Annotated in this window: 16 protein-coding genes; 7 read left to right on the forward strand and 9 right to left on the reverse strand. The window is 71.3% G+C overall.

What is annotated here, in order from left to right; translation table 11 throughout:
* Window positions 1–200: 200 nt before the first annotated feature.
* Entirely contained in the window at window positions 201–2,477 is a 2,277-nt protein-coding gene (locus IEY79_RS20005; protein ID WP_189108892.1) for a helix-turn-helix domain-containing protein, read from the forward strand.
* A 104-nt stretch (window positions 2,478–2,581) separates the two neighbouring features.
* A complete protein-coding gene (locus IEY79_RS20010; protein ID WP_189108893.1) occupies window positions 2,582–3,346 on the forward strand; it encodes a PE-PPE domain-containing protein in 765 nt (254 codons plus the stop codon).
* Between the two features lie 156 nt (window positions 3,347–3,502).
* Here IEY79_RS20010 and IEY79_RS20015 read toward each other — a convergent pair whose 3' ends face one another.
* On the reverse strand, window positions 3,503–4,072 hold the full coding sequence (locus tag IEY79_RS20015) for a flavoprotein (RefSeq protein ID WP_189108894.1): 570 nt from the start codon (window positions 4,070–4,072) through the stop codon (window positions 3,503–3,505).
* Between the two features lie 118 nt (window positions 4,073–4,190).
* Between IEY79_RS20015 and IEY79_RS20020 the strand changes: the two genes are divergently transcribed.
* Complete coding sequence (locus IEY79_RS20020; RefSeq protein ID WP_189108895.1) at window positions 4,191–4,373, forward strand: hypothetical protein; 183 nt, start codon at window positions 4,191–4,193, stop codon at window positions 4,371–4,373.
* A gap of 36 nt (window positions 4,374–4,409) precedes the next feature.
* On the opposite strand, the gene IEY79_RS20025 is transcribed toward IEY79_RS20020, so the two are convergent.
* From IEY79_RS20025 to IEY79_RS20035, 3 genes are all read right to left on the reverse strand, one after another.
* On the reverse strand, window positions 4,410–5,567 hold the full coding sequence (locus IEY79_RS20025) for a serine hydrolase domain-containing protein (protein WP_189108896.1): 1,158 nt from the start codon (window positions 5,565–5,567) through the stop codon (window positions 4,410–4,412).
* Window positions 5,568–5,706: 139 nt separating this feature from the next.
* Window positions 5,707–6,492: an SDR family NAD(P)-dependent oxidoreductase gene (locus IEY79_RS20030; RefSeq protein WP_189108897.1), complete on the reverse strand. Its 786-nt coding sequence runs from the start codon at window positions 6,490–6,492 to the stop codon at window positions 5,707–5,709.
* Between the two features lie 126 nt (window positions 6,493–6,618).
* On the reverse strand, window positions 6,619–6,999 hold the full coding sequence (locus tag IEY79_RS20035) for a nuclear transport factor 2 family protein (protein ID WP_189108898.1): 381 nt from the start codon (window positions 6,997–6,999) through the stop codon (window positions 6,619–6,621).
* Window positions 7,000–7,114: 115 nt separating this feature from the next.
* Here IEY79_RS20035 and IEY79_RS20040 point away from each other — a divergent pair, with 115 nt between their 5' ends.
* Window positions 7,115–7,765, forward strand: a complete 651-nt coding sequence (locus IEY79_RS20040; protein ID WP_189108899.1) for a TetR/AcrR family transcriptional regulator — start codon at window positions 7,115–7,117, stop codon at window positions 7,763–7,765.
* On the opposite strand, the gene IEY79_RS20045 is transcribed toward IEY79_RS20040, so the two are convergent.
* Window positions 7,704–8,603: an alpha/beta hydrolase gene (locus tag IEY79_RS20045; protein ID WP_189108900.1), complete on the reverse strand. Its 900-nt coding sequence runs from the start codon at window positions 8,601–8,603 to the stop codon at window positions 7,704–7,706. The two genes, IEY79_RS20040 and IEY79_RS20045, sit on opposite strands and share 62 nt — an antisense overlap.
* 122 nt (window positions 8,604–8,725) lie before the next feature.
* Here IEY79_RS20045 and IEY79_RS20050 point away from each other — a divergent pair, with 122 nt between their 5' ends.
* From IEY79_RS20050 to IEY79_RS20060, 3 genes are all read left to right on the forward strand, one after another.
* Window positions 8,726–8,911: a hypothetical protein gene (locus IEY79_RS20050; protein ID WP_189108901.1), complete on the forward strand. Its 186-nt coding sequence runs from the start codon at window positions 8,726–8,728 to the stop codon at window positions 8,909–8,911.
* Window positions 8,904–10,736 (forward strand): S9 family peptidase, encoded by a 1,833-nt coding sequence (locus IEY79_RS20055; RefSeq protein ID WP_189108902.1) that lies wholly within the window; start codon window positions 8,904–8,906, stop codon window positions 10,734–10,736. Before IEY79_RS20050 ends, IEY79_RS20055 begins: the two co-directional genes overlap by 8 nt.
* Window positions 10,737–10,836: 100 nt before the next feature.
* Entirely contained in the window at window positions 10,837–11,589 is a 753-nt protein-coding gene (locus IEY79_RS20060; protein WP_189108903.1) for an SURF1 family protein, read from the forward strand.
* A 97-nt stretch (window positions 11,590–11,686) separates the two neighbouring features.
* Here IEY79_RS20060 and IEY79_RS20065 read toward each other — a convergent pair whose 3' ends face one another.
* From IEY79_RS20065 to IEY79_RS20080, 4 genes are all read right to left on the reverse strand, one after another.
* Window positions 11,687–12,790 (reverse strand): hypothetical protein, encoded by a 1,104-nt coding sequence (locus IEY79_RS20065; RefSeq protein ID WP_229700983.1) that lies wholly within the window; start codon window positions 12,788–12,790, stop codon window positions 11,687–11,689.
* Between the two features lie 200 nt (window positions 12,791–12,990).
* A complete protein-coding gene (locus IEY79_RS20070; RefSeq protein WP_189108905.1) occupies window positions 12,991–13,566 on the reverse strand; it encodes a SigE family RNA polymerase sigma factor in 576 nt (191 codons plus the stop codon).
* A gap of 450 nt (window positions 13,567–14,016) precedes the next feature.
* The gene (locus IEY79_RS20075) at window positions 14,017–15,075 is read right to left on the reverse strand and encodes an aspartate-semialdehyde dehydrogenase (protein WP_189108906.1); all 1,059 of its coding nucleotides are present in this window, start codon (window positions 15,073–15,075) and stop codon (window positions 14,017–14,019) included.
* A 25-nt stretch (window positions 15,076–15,100) separates the two neighbouring features.
* Entirely contained in the window at window positions 15,101–16,372 is a 1,272-nt protein-coding gene (locus IEY79_RS20080; protein WP_189108954.1) for an aspartate kinase, read from the reverse strand.
* Window positions 16,373–16,430: the final 58 nt, after the last annotated feature.

The following is a 16,430-nucleotide window of genomic DNA, read 5'->3' on the forward strand; positions in this document are numbered from 1 at the left end:
CGTTCTCCGGACCGGTCGCTCCACTCGGGCCGGTCGATCGCGTCGATGCCGTCAAAGCTGGCCGACGTGGAGGAAACGTGGACAGCGCATTGAAGCGGTCATATGTGACCGGTCACCGCGCTAAAGTCCCCCACCTGCGGAAAGACACCAACTACGTCACCAACTCTGAGGCGACGACTCACGGGGAAGGGCCTTGCCTTGTGGCCAGTGAGTTCGGCGCGGTCCTGCGACGGCTGCGCGAACAGGAGGGGTTGACCCAGGACGACCTGGAGCGGCGTTCCGGGATCAGCGTGAGCACCATCCGGGGGCTGGAGACCGGCAAGCGCCGCAATCCGCGGATGACCACGGTGCAGCGGTTGGCCGACGCGCTCGCCGTACGGCCCGAGGACCGCGAGGAGCTGCTGAGCGCCGCCGTCCCCGGAGGCCCGGACAACGGCGGGCCCGCTGCCGAGAAGCCGGGGCCGGAAGAGCAGCCTCGGACGGCACCGGACGCGCTGACCGACGCCGCGGAACAACTCGCGAAGGCCGTGGCCGCCCGGTGGCAGCGCGAGGAGGAACAGCGGCAGATCCAGGACCCGTACCCGCTGCCCGTGCGCTGGAAGGCGGCCCCCGCGAAGCTCACCGACCACTGGACCAACATCCGCCGCCTCCCGCCCGGGGCCGCGGCCGCCCCCTTGGACCTGAGCGGCCGGCTGGAGGAGATCGCGGAGACGTACCGGAGCATCCCCTCCGGGCGGCTGGTCGTACTCGGCAGGTCCGGCTCCGGGAAAACGGTCCTGACCCTGCGCTTCGTCCTCGACCATCTGAAGTCCCGGACCCCCGCGGAGCCCGTTCCGGTGGTCTTCAGCATCGGCGCCTGGAACCCCACGACCCTCGCCCTGCGCGACTGGCTGACCGAACAGCTGGTGCGCGACCACCCCGGTACGGCCGCCCGAGGACCCGGCAGGGCGAGCCTGGCCGCCGCGCTGGTCGAATCCGGCCGCGTGCTCCCGGTACTGGACGGCTTCGACGAGATGGCCGACGGGCTGCGCCGCCCCGCGCTCGAAGCGCTCAACGCCACGCCCCTCCCCCTCCTGCTCACCAGCCGCCCCACCGAGTACGAGGCCGCGGTCGACGAGACCGACGTACTGACCTCCGCCGCCCCGATCGAGCTCACCGACCTCACCCTGGACGACCTGGACCACTATCTGCCCCGCACCACCCGCAAGACCGCCGTCTCGAATCCCGGCGCGGGCGCCTGGGACCCCGTACTGGAGAAACTGCGCGAGCGGTTACCGGACGGGTCCGTGCCGCCGCTCGCCACGGTCCTGGCGACACCGCTGATGGTCGCGCTCGCCCGCACCATCTACAGCGACACCCCCGACCACGATCCGGCCTCGCTCCTCGACTCCGAACGGTTCGGCACCCCCGAGGAGTTGGAGGACCACCTCCTCGACAACTTCATCCCCACCGTCTACCGCCGGCGGCCCCGGCACGGTTCGCGTGACTTCGACCCGGACCGCGCCCGGCACTGGCTGGGTTACCTCGCCGACCACCTGACCCGGCTCGAAACCCCCGACCTGGCCTGGTGGCGACTCGGCAACGGGCTGCGCCGCTCCACCCGTACCCTCGTCACCGCCCTCATGACCGGACTGGCCATCGGCCTCGTCGACGGCGTCGTCGCTGCCGCCTTCATCGGCTCGCTCGCGGGCCCCGCCCTCGACGCGGTGATCGTCGGGCTCCTCGCCGGCTTCATGTTCGGGCTGGTGCACTGGCTCACGTACACGGTCACGCGCAAGGAGGTCGCGCCCTCCGCCGTACGTCTGCAGATCCGCGGCCGGCCGGAATCCACCACATGGACGGCGGGCCCCCGACTGGTGATCGGGGTGCTGGGCGGAGGACTCTTCGGCTCGGCCTACGGATTCGCGGTCGGCCTCGTGCATGCTTCCGGCTGGAACGCCGGGACTTCGGCCATGCTGCGCAACGGGCTCGTCGAGGCGATCGTCTTCGGTCTGGTCTTCAGCGCCGGTACCGGGTTCACCTTCTGCCTCATCGGCCTCCTCGAAACGCCTCTCGACATCGACTCCGCCGTCAGCCCGCGCAGCGTCCTGAACACCAACCGCAGGACCGTTGCCACCCAACTGCTCGTCTGGGCACCCACGTTCGGGTTGGTGGTCGGATTCGGCATCGGGGTGGCGGTCGACCTCCTCCAAGGGCACCTGGGCCGGCTCGCGTGGGCCGCGGAGGAGAGGGGCATGCTCGGCACCATCAGCGGCCTCGGCGGCGCCCTCGGGTACACGCTGACCCTGACCGCGTGGGGCCAGTGGTTCCTGCTCTCCCGCGTCTGGCTGCCGTTGACCGGACGCCTCCCCTGGGCGGTCGTCGCGTTCCTCGACGACGCCTACCGGCGCGGTGTGCTGCGCCGGGCCGGCGCGGTCTACCAGTTCCGCCACGCCCGCCTGCAACGTCATCTCGTCCAGGCCCACCGACGGAGATGAAGCCTCCGCCTGATCCGGTTTCACGGCGATTTCATCGCCGCTGCCTAGCGTCTGGCTCCGTCCCACCAACCACCAGCACGGCACCGGATCCGGGGGAACACCACATGGGGAAGACCGAACGACTCACGCGCCGCGCCAGGGTCGTCGCCCTCGCGGTGGCGACGGTCGCCGCCGCCGCTCTCACACCCACCGTCGCGCACGCCGACGAGGCACCTCACCGCTACTACATCGAGCTCGGCGGCACCGGCTCGGCGGCGCCCGCGCCCGACTGCACCCTGACGTACTACTACGCCAACCAGAACCTGGACGGCGGCACCCACGTCCCCGTCTGCTACCCGGCGAGCGCCGGCCCCTGGCTCAACGGCCAGAACGCGCCGGACCTGTTCGCTCCGAGCTTCGACAGCAGCGTCGCGCGGGGATACACGAATCTTCTGGCCGCGGCCGAGAAGACCCACCGCGAGGACCCGACCGCACGGCTCACGATCGTCGGCTACTCCCAGGGCGCGCAGGCCGCCGACGCGGTGCTGGAGACGATCGCGGCCGGCGCCACGGACATCCCCCGGGAACTGGTGAACGGCATGCTGTACGCCGACCCGAAGCAGCCCGGCACCGGCCTGTGGGCCAAGGTCCCCAAGGGCCTGGGCGCCCTCGGCTTCACCTCCGCCGGCCCGGGCCCCGAGGAGTTCCCGGGCGTCCCGGTCGCCCGTTTCTGCATCCGCGGCGACCTGGTCTGCGACGCCACGACGCCGGTCGCCGCCTTCGACCTCTTCCTGACCGACAAGCACCGGAAGTACTTCCAGGACGGGAACGTCATGACCCGGACGATCACGGAGGAGGGTCTCGACGGGGTCTTCTGGTACGAGTCGTAGCCTCGTGGGCCGCCGCGCCGTCGCCCAGGTCGGTTCGGACGCGGCGGCCCCGCCTCACTCCGGCCCGTGGGCGGCCGGGTCCGTGCGGAGGTTTGCGGGGATGTCCGCCGCGTGGCACCGCCCGCACCGCTCATCCGGCTCATCCCGGACGAGGTGTCACCTCGTCGCGGTGTCCACCGCCCGCAGGACCGCCGCCCACGGGAGTTCGCGGGCCGGAGGGGCCGCCTGAGGCTCGTGGAGGGGCCAGACGTCAGGGCCCTCGATCAGATGGACCCCGGCCCGGCGGAGGTTGGCGACATGGGTGGGCCAGGCCGGGTGGCGTGCGTGGGCCGCGTTGATGTGGGGGAAGACGATCACCGGAACGCCGGGGGTGCCCAGGGCCTCCGTGAGGTGCGTGAGGGCCTGGTTGTCGGCGATGCCCAGGGCGAGTTTGGCGACCGTGTTGGCCGTCGCCGGGGCGGCGACGAAGCAGTCCACCGGCGGGTGGGGGCGGGGATCCGTGGGGAGCCGGGGCCGGTCACGGACCGGGAGGCCGGTCAGGGTTTCCAGTCGGGCCAGTTCGCCGCTCGCCCGGAGCCAGCGCCCCGCGGCCGGGGTGAGCGTCACCGCCACCCGCCAGCCGCGGGCCATCGCCGGTTCGACCAGACCGGTGCGGAGCGTCGCCACCCCGCCGGCCGCCGACGCCACCACTCCGAGGACGCCGCGCGCCGTGGGTACTTCGCTCATCGCCACAGTCTCGCAGGACTGGCGGGACTTCTCCGGGGCACACGGTCGGCAACGACCCAACCACCGTCATTCCGGGTTTGGTTGTCCATACACCAGCAGAATCGTCAGGAGAGAGCAAATGCTCGCAATAGCGGCGGCTGTGGTCTTTTTCATCGCCTTCATCATCAACGCCACCGAGACGTCGACCGAGGTCATCTTCGGTACGACGAGTCTCATGCTCGTCGGATTCACCCTCGTCGCCCTGCACCTGGCCGGCGTCGGAGCCGGGTGGCAGGCACGGGGGCGCAGCCGCCGACGCTGACCGGTGGGCTGCGCGGGCGGGTACGGTTCACGGGCGTCAGGCCGCCGCGTAGCGCCAGAAGTCGCGCAGCAGGGTCGACGGGACCGGGCCGTTCGCCTCCAACTGCGTGAGCAGGATGGTCACCGCGCCCGTGGACGGCGTGATGTGCGCCGCCGTCCCGGTGCCGCCGACCCAGCCGTAGCGGCCCGGTACGTTCCAGGGGTCGGTCTCCGTCACGTCCACCGAGCCTCCGAAGCCCCAGCCCTGGCCCTCCAGGAACAGGGTGCTCGCATCGCGCTGCGGCCGGGTGAGATGGTCCGTCGTCAACTGCCGTACGGATACGGGGGACAGCAGCGTACGGTCGCCCGCCCTGCCGTCCGCGAGGAGCATCCGCGCGAAGGCGTACCAGTCGTCCACGGTCGAGACCAGACCGCCGGCGCCCGACGGGAACGGCGGCACCGTGCTCCACTGGCCGTCCGGGGTGTCGAGCGGTTCGAGACCGCCCGACCCGTCCTGCCGGTAGTAGTGGGGCACCCGGTCGCGTTTGGCCGCCGGCACCTCGAATCCCGTGTCCGCCATGCCGAGCGGTTCGAAGACCCGCTCCGCAAGGAACTCCGGCAGCGACCGCCCCGAGACCCTCGCGATCAGCACACCGAGGATGTCGGACGCGGTGTTGTACAGCCAGCCTTCCCCCGGCTGGTGCAGCAGGGGGATCCGGGAGAGCGCCGCCATCCAGGCGTCCGGCGCGGGGACGTGCTGCGGCTGCGGAGGTCCCTGCCTCAACTCGGTGAACAGCGGGGCGACCGCGGGCAGCGAGAAGTCGGACGGGAAGCCGTGCCCGCTCCGGAAGGTGAGCAGATCGAGGACCGTGATCTCCCTGACGGCCGGGACCAGGTCGTCGACGGGGCTCGCGGGCGTCCGTACGACCATCGGTGAGGCCAGCTCGGGCAGCCACCGGTCGACCGTCTCGTCCAGCGCGATACGGCGGTCCTGGACGAGCATCAGCACGGCCACGGCGATGACCGGCTTGGTGATGGAGGCGATACGGAAGATCGAGTCCCTGGTCAGGGGCGTGGTGCCCGCGGCGTCGGCCGAGCCGACCTCCGCACGCTCGACCCGGTCGCCCCGCGCCACCAGGGCGACGGCGCCCGGCAGCGGGCCCTCGCTGACATGCGCGTTGAGCACGTCGTGCAGATTGGTCGCGCCGGTCGCCATTCGGTTCACCCTTCGCCGTTCCCGTTTCCCGTTCCCGTTTCCCGTTCCCGTGCCCTTTGCCGGATCCGCTGCCGTGGAGACCGCGGAGCCCGCCGATGAGGCGCCGACTCTCACCGGTCCGATGATGGCCCCCGGGCCGTCACCGCTTACGCAGGCGCAGCGACGTCCAGCTCGCGTCGGCCGTCCAGCCGCCGTCGACCGGCAGCGCGGTGCCGTTCACGAAGCCGCTGCGCGCCGGGTCCGCGAGGAACGACACCGCCTGCGCGATGTCGTCGGGCGCGGCGAACCGCCCCATCGGGACCCGCTCCACGATGTCCTCGTCCTTGTAGCCGCCGGACGCCTGGTCGGCGGCGTCCATCTCCGTCTTCACCCAGCCAGGACAGACCGCGTTGACCCGTACGCCCCTGCCTCCCCACTCCCCCGCCAGCGTGCGTGTGAGGCCGATCAGTCCGTGCTTGCTCGCGTTGTACGCGGCGCGGTCGGAGACTCCGTGGAGTCCCGCGATCGACGCGATGTTCACGATCGAGCCGCCGCCGGCTGCCAGCATCAGCCGGCCCACCGCGCGGGAGAGCAGGAACGGGCCGGTGAGATTCACGTCCAGGACCCGCCGCCACTGGTCGGCCGTGGTCTCCTCGGCCGGTACGAGCAGGGACACGCCCGCGTTGTTGACGAGCACGTCCACCCGGCCGAAGCCCTCGCGCGCCCGGTCGGCGAGCCCGGTGACGTACGCCTCCGACGCGACGTCCCCGACCACGGCCACCGCTTCCGCCCCTGCCGCGCGGACGGCGGCGAGGGTGTCCACCGGGTCCACGATGTCGGCGAGAACCAGCGCGTACCCCTCCCCGGCCAGGACTTCGGCGACCCGGCGGCCGATGCCCTGTGCCACGCCCGTCACCACGGCGACGCGTCCCGTACCGCTTCCCACGGTGCTCCCCCGTGCCGCTTCCCGCGGGTGTCCCCGGCTCTGAACCCGGTCCCTTACCTGGTGCGATGTCAGTCATGAGGTCAGCCTGGACCGCGACCCGCGTCCGGCGGAAGCGCCCTTCGCCGGTCAGTACCGCTCGACCAGGTGCTCACGGCCCGCCGGAGGCTCGTACGGCTCCGGCCAGAAGTCCGTGATCCCCGTTATCCGCCCCTGTCCGTCCCCCGTGAAGAAACTGACCGCGCACATCTCCTCCGCGCCCACCGTGACACGCAGCCATGTCACCACCTGCCCGGCGTCCGGGTCCGCCACGACCCGTTCCGTACGCACCCGCCAGTCCCCCGGATACTCGACGTTGAAGCGCAGGAACGCCTCCCTGCCGCGGATCCGCTCGCGCGTCTGCGGCAGGTCGTAGACCACGTCGTCCGCGAGGGTCCCGGCGAACGTCGTCCAGTCGCGGGCGTCCGCGGCGGCCCAGTAGGTCGCCACCGTTTTCCGAAGCTCGGTCATACGGGGAGTCTGCACCGTGCCACTGACAATCGGCGCGGTCCGACCGCGACACCGCAGCCGGGCGATGCGCCCGCGACCAATGACCGCACGGTCGTACGGTTAGTACACTGGACGTGTGACAGCCACGAGCACCGACGGACGCATCGCACGCGGGAACCAGACCCGCCGACTGATCCTGGAGCACACCGTCCGGATCGCCTCGGTCGAAGGTCTGGGGGGTCTGTCGCTCGGCCGGCTGGCCGGTGAGCTGGAGCTGAGCAAGAGCGGGGTGTTCGCGCTGTTCGGCTCCAAGGAGGAGCTTCAGCTCGCCACCGTCCGCGCCGCCGCCAAGGTCTACATCGACCATGTCGTACGGCCCGTGCTGGACATGCCCGCCGGGCTGGCCCGGGTGCGGCAGCTGTGCGACGGATGGCTCAGATACTCGGAAAGCCGTGTCTTCCCCGGCGGGTGCTTCTTCTACTCGGTCTCGGCCGAGTACGACGCACGCGAGGGCAAGGTCCACGACGCGGTGGCCCGGGCCCGGCTCGACTGGGTCGCGTTCGTGAGCCAGAACATCGAGGAGGCGAGGCAGGCGGGCGAGGTACGGGACGACACGGACGTTCCCCAGCTCACCTTCGAGCTCGTGTCGCTCCTCGAAGGCGCCAACGCCGAGTCCGTCCTGCACGACGACTTCAGCTGCTACGCCAAGGCCGCCAAGGGCATCCTCAACCGGCTGCAGGCTGTGGCGACGGATTTGGCTCCGCCTCCCGCCCCGCCCGCTCCCTGACCGCGAAGTCCCTCACGGCGGCGGCGACTTGAGGGTCGCCCAGGATCCGCCGGTGGCCCAGCCCGCGCGTGACGACCAGCTCCGCGCGATCGCCCAGCCCATCGGCGAGAGCGCGTGAATGGACGGGATCGACCAGGTCGTCGTCCTCGTCGTGGACGACCAGGAACGACGCCCCCTCCACCCCCGTGCGCGGGACCGAGAAGCGCGACCAGATGTCCTCCTCGCCGGGGAACAACTCCCGTTCGACACGGCCCCGGAGCCCGGAGTGCAGCCGCGCCCGCAGCCCCAGGCCCGCGCAGAACCGGTCCACCAGATACGCGAAGTCCGGCACCCCGCTGATCGCCACGATCCGCTCCGTCCGTACGCCGCGCTCCCGGACGGCGACGAATGTCGCGGTGACGCCGAGCGAGTGCGCCACGACCGTCTCGAACGGCCCGTGTGCCGCGTCCAGTTCCACGATGATGTCCCGCAGATCGAGAATCGTCATGCTCTCGCCGGTCGCCTCGCCGTGGCCGGGGGCGTCGAAGGCGACCGGGCTGAGGCCGAGCTCCACCAACTCGCCCACCAGCGCGGCGAAGCGCGAACCGCGCGACTCCCACCCGTGCACCAGCAGCACCGGACGCTCGCCCGTACCCCACCGGTAACTGACCGCCTTCTCCCCGCCGACGGCGATCTCGCCCACCTCGGCCCGGTCCATCACCGGGCGCTCGTCGGGCCGGAGCCGGCTGCGGCCGCGCGGCTTGCGGAAAAGGCGGAAGGCCGCCCGGCCGGCGAGGCCCGGTGAAACGTAGGACACGCCGTTCAGGGCGGTGCGGACAACTGTCACAGCGAGATCCATGCCGCGTTCTCCTTCGGGTCGCTCGGGGTCGGGCCGGCCGCTCGTCGGCGCCGCGTCCGGCGAGACATTAGCACGATCGTTCGGCTAGTTTTCTGAGAAAACTGAACGTACGATCGTGCGGCATGGGACCCAATCAGCGCTTCAAGAACGAGTTGGACACCCTCATCGACCGGCAACTCCTCCCGGAGGACCGCGAGGTCGCGCCCGGCCCGGACGGCCCTTCGACCTCGTACTCCTCGCGCTCGGCACATCTCCCGGCCGGCCCCCGCGGGGCGGGTCCGGAGACGCAGAATGGGAGGTATGACTGAGAAGAACGACCACCAGCCACCCGGCACGGCGCGGCCCGACGCGGCGCCCGACTGGGAGAAGCGCTTCCGGGCACCGCGCGTCTCGCTGCCCGAGTGGGCCGAGGACGCGCCCGACCGCGCGCTCTTCGTGTCCAATGCGACGGGCACGTACGAGCTGTACGCGTGGGACCGCGCCACCGGCGCCCAGCGGCAGGTCACCGACCGCCCGAACGGCACCACGGACGGCGTGCTGACCCCGGACGGCCGGTGGATCTGGTGGTTCAGCGACACCGACGGCGACGAGTTCGGTGTGTGGAAGCGGCAGCCCTTCGGCGCCGGCGCCGACGAGCCCACCGGCCCTGACGAGCCCGCCGCCCCCGGCATCGCCCCGGCCTACCCCAGCGGGCTCGCCCTCGGCCGTGACGGGACGGCGGTCGTCGGGTGCTCCACGGACGAGGACGGCTCGACGATCCATGTCCTCCCCGCCGGCGGCACCCCGGTCGAGATCTACCGGCACCGCGAGTCCGCCGGCGTCGGCGACCTGTCGCACGACGGGACGCTGATCGCCGTCGAGCACACCGAGCACGGCGACGCGATGCACTCCGCCCTGCGCGTGGTCCGCCTCGACGGCACGACGATCGCCGAGCTGGACGACACCAACGGCGGCAAGCTCGAACTGGGCCTGGCCGTCCTCGGTTTCGCCCCGGTCGACGGCGACACCCGCCTTCTCGTCGGGCATCAGCGGCGTGGCCGCTGGGAGCCCGTCGTGTGGGACGTGGCCACCGGCGAGGAGACCGATCTGGCGATCGAGCTGCCCGGAGACGTATCGGCCGAGTGGTATCCGGACGGGTCCGCGCTGCTGATCGTGCACAGCTTCGAGGCGCGCAGCGAGCTGTGGCGCTACGACTTCGCGACGCGCTCGCTGATCGAGGTCGCGACGCCCGCCGGGACGGTGTCGGGTGCGACCGCCAGGCCCGACGGCTCGGTGGAGTACCTGTGGTCCTCGGCGGCCCACCCGCCGGTGGTGCGGTCCACGTCGGGCGGTGTCGTGCTCGACCCGCCGGGGGCGAAGGCGCCTGAGTCCGTGCCGGTGACGGACGTCTGGGTGGAGGGGCCCGGCGGCCCGATCCACGCGCTGGTGCAGCGGCCGGCGGGCGAAGGGCCGTTCCCGGCGGTCTTCGAGATCCACGGCGGGCCGACCGCGCACGACCGGGACTCCTTCACGGCGGGCCCGGCGGCCTGGGTGGACCACGGCTTCGCGGTCGTACGCGTCAACTACCGCGGCTCCACCGGCTACGGCCGCGAGTGGACCGACGCGCTCAAGCACCGCGTCGGCCTGATCGAGCTGGAGGACATCGCGGCCGTCCGCGCGTGGGCGGTGTCCTCCGGTCTCGCCGACCCCGCGAAGCTCGTGCTCTCCGGCGGCTCGTGGGGCGGCTATCTGACGCTGCTGGGGCTCGGCACCCAGCCGGACGCGTGGGCGCTGGGGCTGGCGGCCGTCCCCGTGGCCGACTACGTCACGGCGTACCACGACGAGATGGAGGCCCTGAAGTCCATGGACCGCACGCTGCTCGGGGGTACGCCGGAGGAGGTCCCCGAGCGGTACGAGGCGTCGTCGCCGCTGACGTACGTGGACGACGTGCGCGCGCCGGTCTACATCTCGGCCGGCCTGAACGACCCGCGCTGCCCGATCCAGCAGGTGGAGAACTACGTCGACCGGCTGGCGGCACGCGGGGCGGCGCACGAGGTGTACCGGTACGACGCGGGGCACGGGTCCCTGGTGGTCGAGGAGCGGATCAAGCAGGTCCGGCTGGAGCTGGACTTCGCGGAGCGGCACCTCCGGTAGGGCGTTCCGGGAGCCCGGACGGCCCGCGCCCGCGGTCCGTCCGGGGTTCGTGCCCGAACCCGCCCCCAGCGCCCGCGCGGGCGCTGCGTACCGTAGAGGGGTGTACCGGTTCCTGCTGACGCCCCGCTGGTGGGGCATCAATGTCTTCGTGCTGCTCGCCATCCCCTTCTGTGTCTTCATGGGGACCTGGCAGCTCGGCCGTTTCGAGGACCGCGTCGACTCGCACCGGAGCGCCGAGGCCGCGCCCGACCCGGGGAAGCGGGCCGCCGCGCCGCTCGCGGAGCTGCTGCCGGTCGATCAGGAGACCTCGGGCCGGCATGCCACGGCGACCGGCAGGTACGCGGACCAACTCGTCGTCCCGAACCGGGAGTTGGACGAGAAGCCCGGGTCCTACGTGCTGGCGCTCCTGCGGACCGACGGCGGCAGGGCGCTGCCCGTCGTACGCGGCTGGCTGCCGGCCGGCGAGGCCGTGCCCCCGGCCCCGAAGGGCGAGGTCAGTGTGACCGGCGCGCTCCAGGCGCCGGAGAACTCGGGCACCGACGGCGCCGACTCCCGCGGCGGGCTGCCGCCCGGGCAGGTCGGCATCATCAGCGGGGCGTCACTGGTCAACCTCGTGCCCTACGCGGTGTACGACGCCTGGGTCACGGTCACCGAGCCCGAGGCCGGTCTCACGCCCGTACCGGCGCAGGCGCCGCAGGGCAGCGGGCTCGACCTGAAGGCGTTCCAGAACCTCGGGTACACGGGCGAGTGGTTCGTCTTCGTCGCGTTCGTGATCTTCATGTGGTTCCGGCTGTTCCGGCGCGAGACAGAGGCCATCAAGGACCGCGCGCTGGGCCTGGAGACGGCGGCGTAACCCCGGCACGTCCGACCTCGGCGGCGTGACTCCGCCGTGTCCGACCCCGGCGGCCCGACCCCGGCGCGTCCGTCCTCACGCCCAGAGGCGCCAGGCCCTACGACGCCTCCAGCACACCCGTCCGGTAGATCTTCCCCGCGCACGCGTTGTCGATCGTCGCCGCCGCCGGCTCCGAGCCGGACTCCGGCGTGTGTACGACGTCGATGCTGCCGTCCTCGGGCTCCCCGTCGTCGCTGCCGAGCTGCGGCTCCGTCTCGATCGGCGTCGATCCGGTGCCGTTCGTCGCCCCGCCCGTCTCGCCCTCCGTGGGCGACGGGTCCGGTGACGGCTCGTCGGTCGGACAGGTCTCCGTCGGCACCCAGGCGAACTTCACCTCGTACGCCCCCGACGGCGGCAGCACCAGGCTGGTCGCCTCCTGCGAGGGGTCGGGCAGGCCGGTCGCGGCGTCGCCGGCGATGTGGTCCACCACTTGGATCTTGTCGGGGTCGGCGGCGCCCGCAGTCTGGAAGACGACGGACCCGTGGCCGCTGACCGAGCAGTTGGTGCCGGAGACGTTGGAGATCCGGAAGCTGCCGTAGACCGCGCCCTCGGAGTCCGGTTCGCCCGCCTGGGAGCTCACCTGGAGCTGGCTCGCGTGGCAGGTGGCGGTGGAGCTGGTGAAGCTGCTCTCGGGGTCGTTGTCGAAACCACCGGTCGTACCGCCGGTGGAACCGCCGATACCCGTCTCGGGCGAGTCCTCGTCGCCCGGACCGCTCTGTTCGTCGTCGGTCTTGCCGGAGGGGCCTGAGCCCTGCGTCTCACTGTCCTTCGGGCCGCCGTCGGAGCCGGTGCCGCCCTGCACCTGCTCGCCGTGGCCCACGTTGAAAGACTTGTCGTCCGAGGAGCTGCCGGTGTTGGCGACATGCACGAAAGCCGGCACCGCCGTACTGATCAGCAGCGCCGCAGCCGCGACCCCGACGAAGGCCTGGCGCTTGCGCGCGCGCCTCGCGGGCACGGCCCGCCTCAGATGGTCGAGGGCTCCGGGCGACGGCTCGATCTCCTGGACGGCTCCGTGCAGGAGCCGGCGCAGCGCCAACTCGTCGGGGATACCGCCGTCGTCACCGTGACCGCCGTCGTCACCGTGACCACCGCCGCCGTCACCGGCGCCCGCGCCCCCTTCCCCGCGGCCGAAGATCGCCGCGAGGGGCTGGGGCTGAGTCACGTCCGTCTGCCGATCCACCTCGGCCTGGGGGGCACCGCCGGCGGCGCCTTCCGCGCCTGGCGTGCCGTCGTCCGCACTGTGCAGGTCTCCGCCCGGTTCTTCTTCCGGCCCGTGGTTCACAGTTCCATTTCCAGTCGACTCGCTCGTCGGACCGTCCGGCCCCTCCGGCCTTCCGTGGTCCTGGTCATGCTCGTGCCCGTTCATGCCGTGGCCTCCATGGCGATACGCAGCGCCGCGATGCCTCGCGAGCCGTACGCCTTCACCGAGCCCAGGGATATGCCGAGTGTCTCGGAGACCTGTGCCTCCGTCATGTCGGCGAAGTAGCGCAGCACCAGTACCTCGCGCTGGCGGCGCTGGAGGCCGCGCATCGCCTTGATCAGTGCGTCGCGCTCCAGCAGGTCGTACGCGCCTTCCTCGGCGCTCGCCATGTCGGGCATCGGCTTCGAGAGCAGCTTGAGCCCGAGGATGCGGCGGCGCAGCGCGGAGCGCGACAGGTTGACGACCGTCTGGCGCAGATACGCCAGGGTCTTCTCCGGTTCGCGTACGCGGTTGCGCGCCGAGTGCACACGGATGAAGGCCTCCTGGACGACGTCCTCGCAGGAGGCCGTGTCGTCCAGGAGCAGTGCCGCGAGGCCGAGCAGTGAGCGGTAGTGCTGTCGGTAGGTCTCGGTCAGATGATCGACGGTGGTACCTGCGGCCATCGCGTCGTCAGCGCCCTCGCGCCGGTCCGGAATACCGGCCGTACGCGCCGCGGGCATGGGAGCGATCACCGGCATACCACCGGGCCTGCGGGGTCGACGGCTCGGCCGCACCGAAGTGCCGCGAACCGGGACGACCGCTGTGAAATCGAGAACCTCTGCCACGCCTGTTGGACACGCTGCCCCCGCCCAGGGTTGTACGCGTTCGCCACCACATTTGACGATGCACCAATTGCCCTCATGCGTAACCGTTCTCCCCCACATGCCCCTTTTGCCAACGGCGGTACGGAGGGGCGACCCCTTAGACGCTTCCGGTCAACCGGCGGTTGCGCCAGGTCGAATGAGCATCGTCCGCCACCGGAACACCCCAGTTCAAGTGGCACAGACCGGCGATTTGCTCACAGCGTTTTCACAGATTCTACAAACCGTCGGAGGGCCCGGCCGGGAGGGCACCCACTCAACTCCGTGCGCGCTTCCCACCGCCGGTTCAGCCCCTCACGACACCCCGGGCCCGTCTACGCGCCCCGGCTAGGGACCGGTGAACTCCCCGGCCACGGCCTCCGCGATCTGCGCGGTGTTGAGGGCCGCGCCCTTACGGAGGTTGTCGCCGCACACGAACAGCTCCAGCGCCCGCTCGTCGTCCAGCGAACGCCGGACCCGCCCCACCCAGGTCGGGTCGGTCCCCACCACGTCCGCCGGCGTCGGGAAGTCTCCCGCCGCCGGATTGTCGAACAGCACCACACCCGGCGACGTCGCCAGGATCTCGTGCGCCCGGTCGACCGTGACCGGGCCCTCGAAGCGCGCGTGCACGGCGAGCGAGTGCGTGGTGATCACGGGCACGTGCACACACGTCGCCGCGACCTTCAGATCGGGCAGATCGAGGATCTTCCGGGTCTCCTCGCGGATCGCCATCTCCTCGGACGACCAGCCGTCCGCCATGAGCGACCCGGCCCACGGGACGACGTTGAGCGCGAGCGGCCCGCCGAAGGGGCCGGTGATGTCGCCGACCGCGCGCCGTACGTCGCCGGGGTTCGTCCCCAGTTCCGTACCGGCCACGACCGACAGCTGCCGGCGCAGCGCCTCGACACCGTCCTGCCCGGCGGCGCTGACCGCCTGGTACGAGGAGACGACCAGCTCGCGCACCCCGAACTCGGCGTGCAGCGAGCCGACAGCGACGATCATCGAGAGCGTGGCGCAGCCCGGACTCGCGATGATGCCGCGCGGACGGAGCCGTACGGCATGCGGGTTGAGCTCGGGCACCACGAGAGGCACCTGGTCATCCATGCGGAACGCGGCGGACGCGTCCACCACCACGGCGCCCTGGGAGACCGCGACGGGTGCCCACTGGGCGGACACGGCGTCCGGTACGAGGAACAGCGCGACGTCCACGCCCGAGAGCGCGGCCTCGGTGAGCGCCAGGACCTCGGTCTCCTCGCCCCGTACGGTCAGCTTGCGGCCGGCCGCCCGGGGCGAGGCCAGAAGGCGGATCTCGCCCCAGACGTCCGCGTGCTGCGACAGGATCTGGAGCATGACGGCGCCGACGCCCCCGGTCGCGCCCACGACCGCGAGCGTCGGGCGGCCGTTCATCGGCCCGCGCTTCCGCGACTCCCGCTCATCGTCCGGTGCCTCCGTAGACCACGGCCTCGTCCGTTTCGGTGTCCAGGCCGAAGGCGGTGTGCACCGCGCGTACGGCCTCGTTCACGTCGTCCGCGCGGGTGACGACCGAGATACGGATCTCGGAGGTCGAGATGAGCTCGATGTTCACACCCGCGTCGGACAGCGCCTCGAAGAAACCGGCCGTGACCCCGGGGTTCGTCTTCATACCGGCGCCGACGAGCGAGATCTTGCCGATCTGGTCGTCGTAGCGCAGCGAGTCGAAGCCGATCGTGCCCTTCGCCCTCTCCAGGGCGTCGATGGCCTTGCGGCCCTCGGTCTTGGGGAGGGTGAAGGAGATGTCGGTCAGCCCGGTGGACGCGGCCGACACGTTCTGCACGACCATGTCGATGTTGATCTCCGCGTTCGCGATGGAACGGAAGATCGCGGCGGCCTCGCCGGGCTTGTCGGGGACACCGACGACGGTGATCTTGGCCTCGGAGACGTCGTGGGCGACTCCGGAGATGATGGCGTGCTCCACCTGCTGGTCCCCTTGCGGCTCGTTGCTGACCCAGGTGCCGCGGAGTCCGGAGAAGGACGAGCGGACATGGATCGGGATGTTGTATCGGCGTGCGTACTCGACGCAGCGGTGCAGCAGCACCTTGGAGCCGGACGCCGCCAGCTCCAGCATGTCCTCGATGGAGATCCAGTCGATCTTCTGGGCCTTCGGGACGACGCGGGGGTCGGCCGTGAAGACGCCGTCCACGTCCGTGTAGATCTCACAGACCTCGGCGTCCAGCGCGGCGGCGAGGGCGACGGCCGTGGTGTCCGAGCCGCCCCTGCCGAGGGTGGTGATGTCCTTCTTGTCCTGGGACACACCCTGGAATCCGGCGACGATGGCGATGTTGCCCTCGTCCAGCGCGGTACGGATACGGCCGGGCGTGACATCGATGATGCGCGCCTTGTTGTGGACGGAGTCGGTGATGACGCCGGCCTGGCTGCCGGTGAACGACTGGGCCTCGTGGCCCAGGCTTTTGATCGCCATGGCCAGCAGCGCCATGGAGATCCGCTCTCCGGAGGTCAACAGCATGTCCAGTTCCCGACCCGCGGGGATCGGGGACACCTGTTCGGCGAGGTCGGTCAGCTCGTCCGTCGTGTCGCCCATCGCGGATACCACGACGACCACTTGGTGGCCGTTCTTCTTGGCATCGACGATTCTCTTGGCAACGCGCTTGATGCCTTCGGCATCGGCAACGGAGGAGCCTCCGTACTTCTGCACGACAAGGCCCACGTGCGCTCCTCGATCAGTCATGCCGCAGTCGTTCATCACTGCGGTCGGCTCAGTCTAA

The sequence above is a fragment of the Streptomyces camponoticapitis genome (assembly GCF_014646115.1).
In the GTDB taxonomy this organism is placed as follows: domain Bacteria; phylum Actinomycetota; class Actinomycetes; order Streptomycetales; family Streptomycetaceae; genus Streptomyces; species Streptomyces camponoticapitis.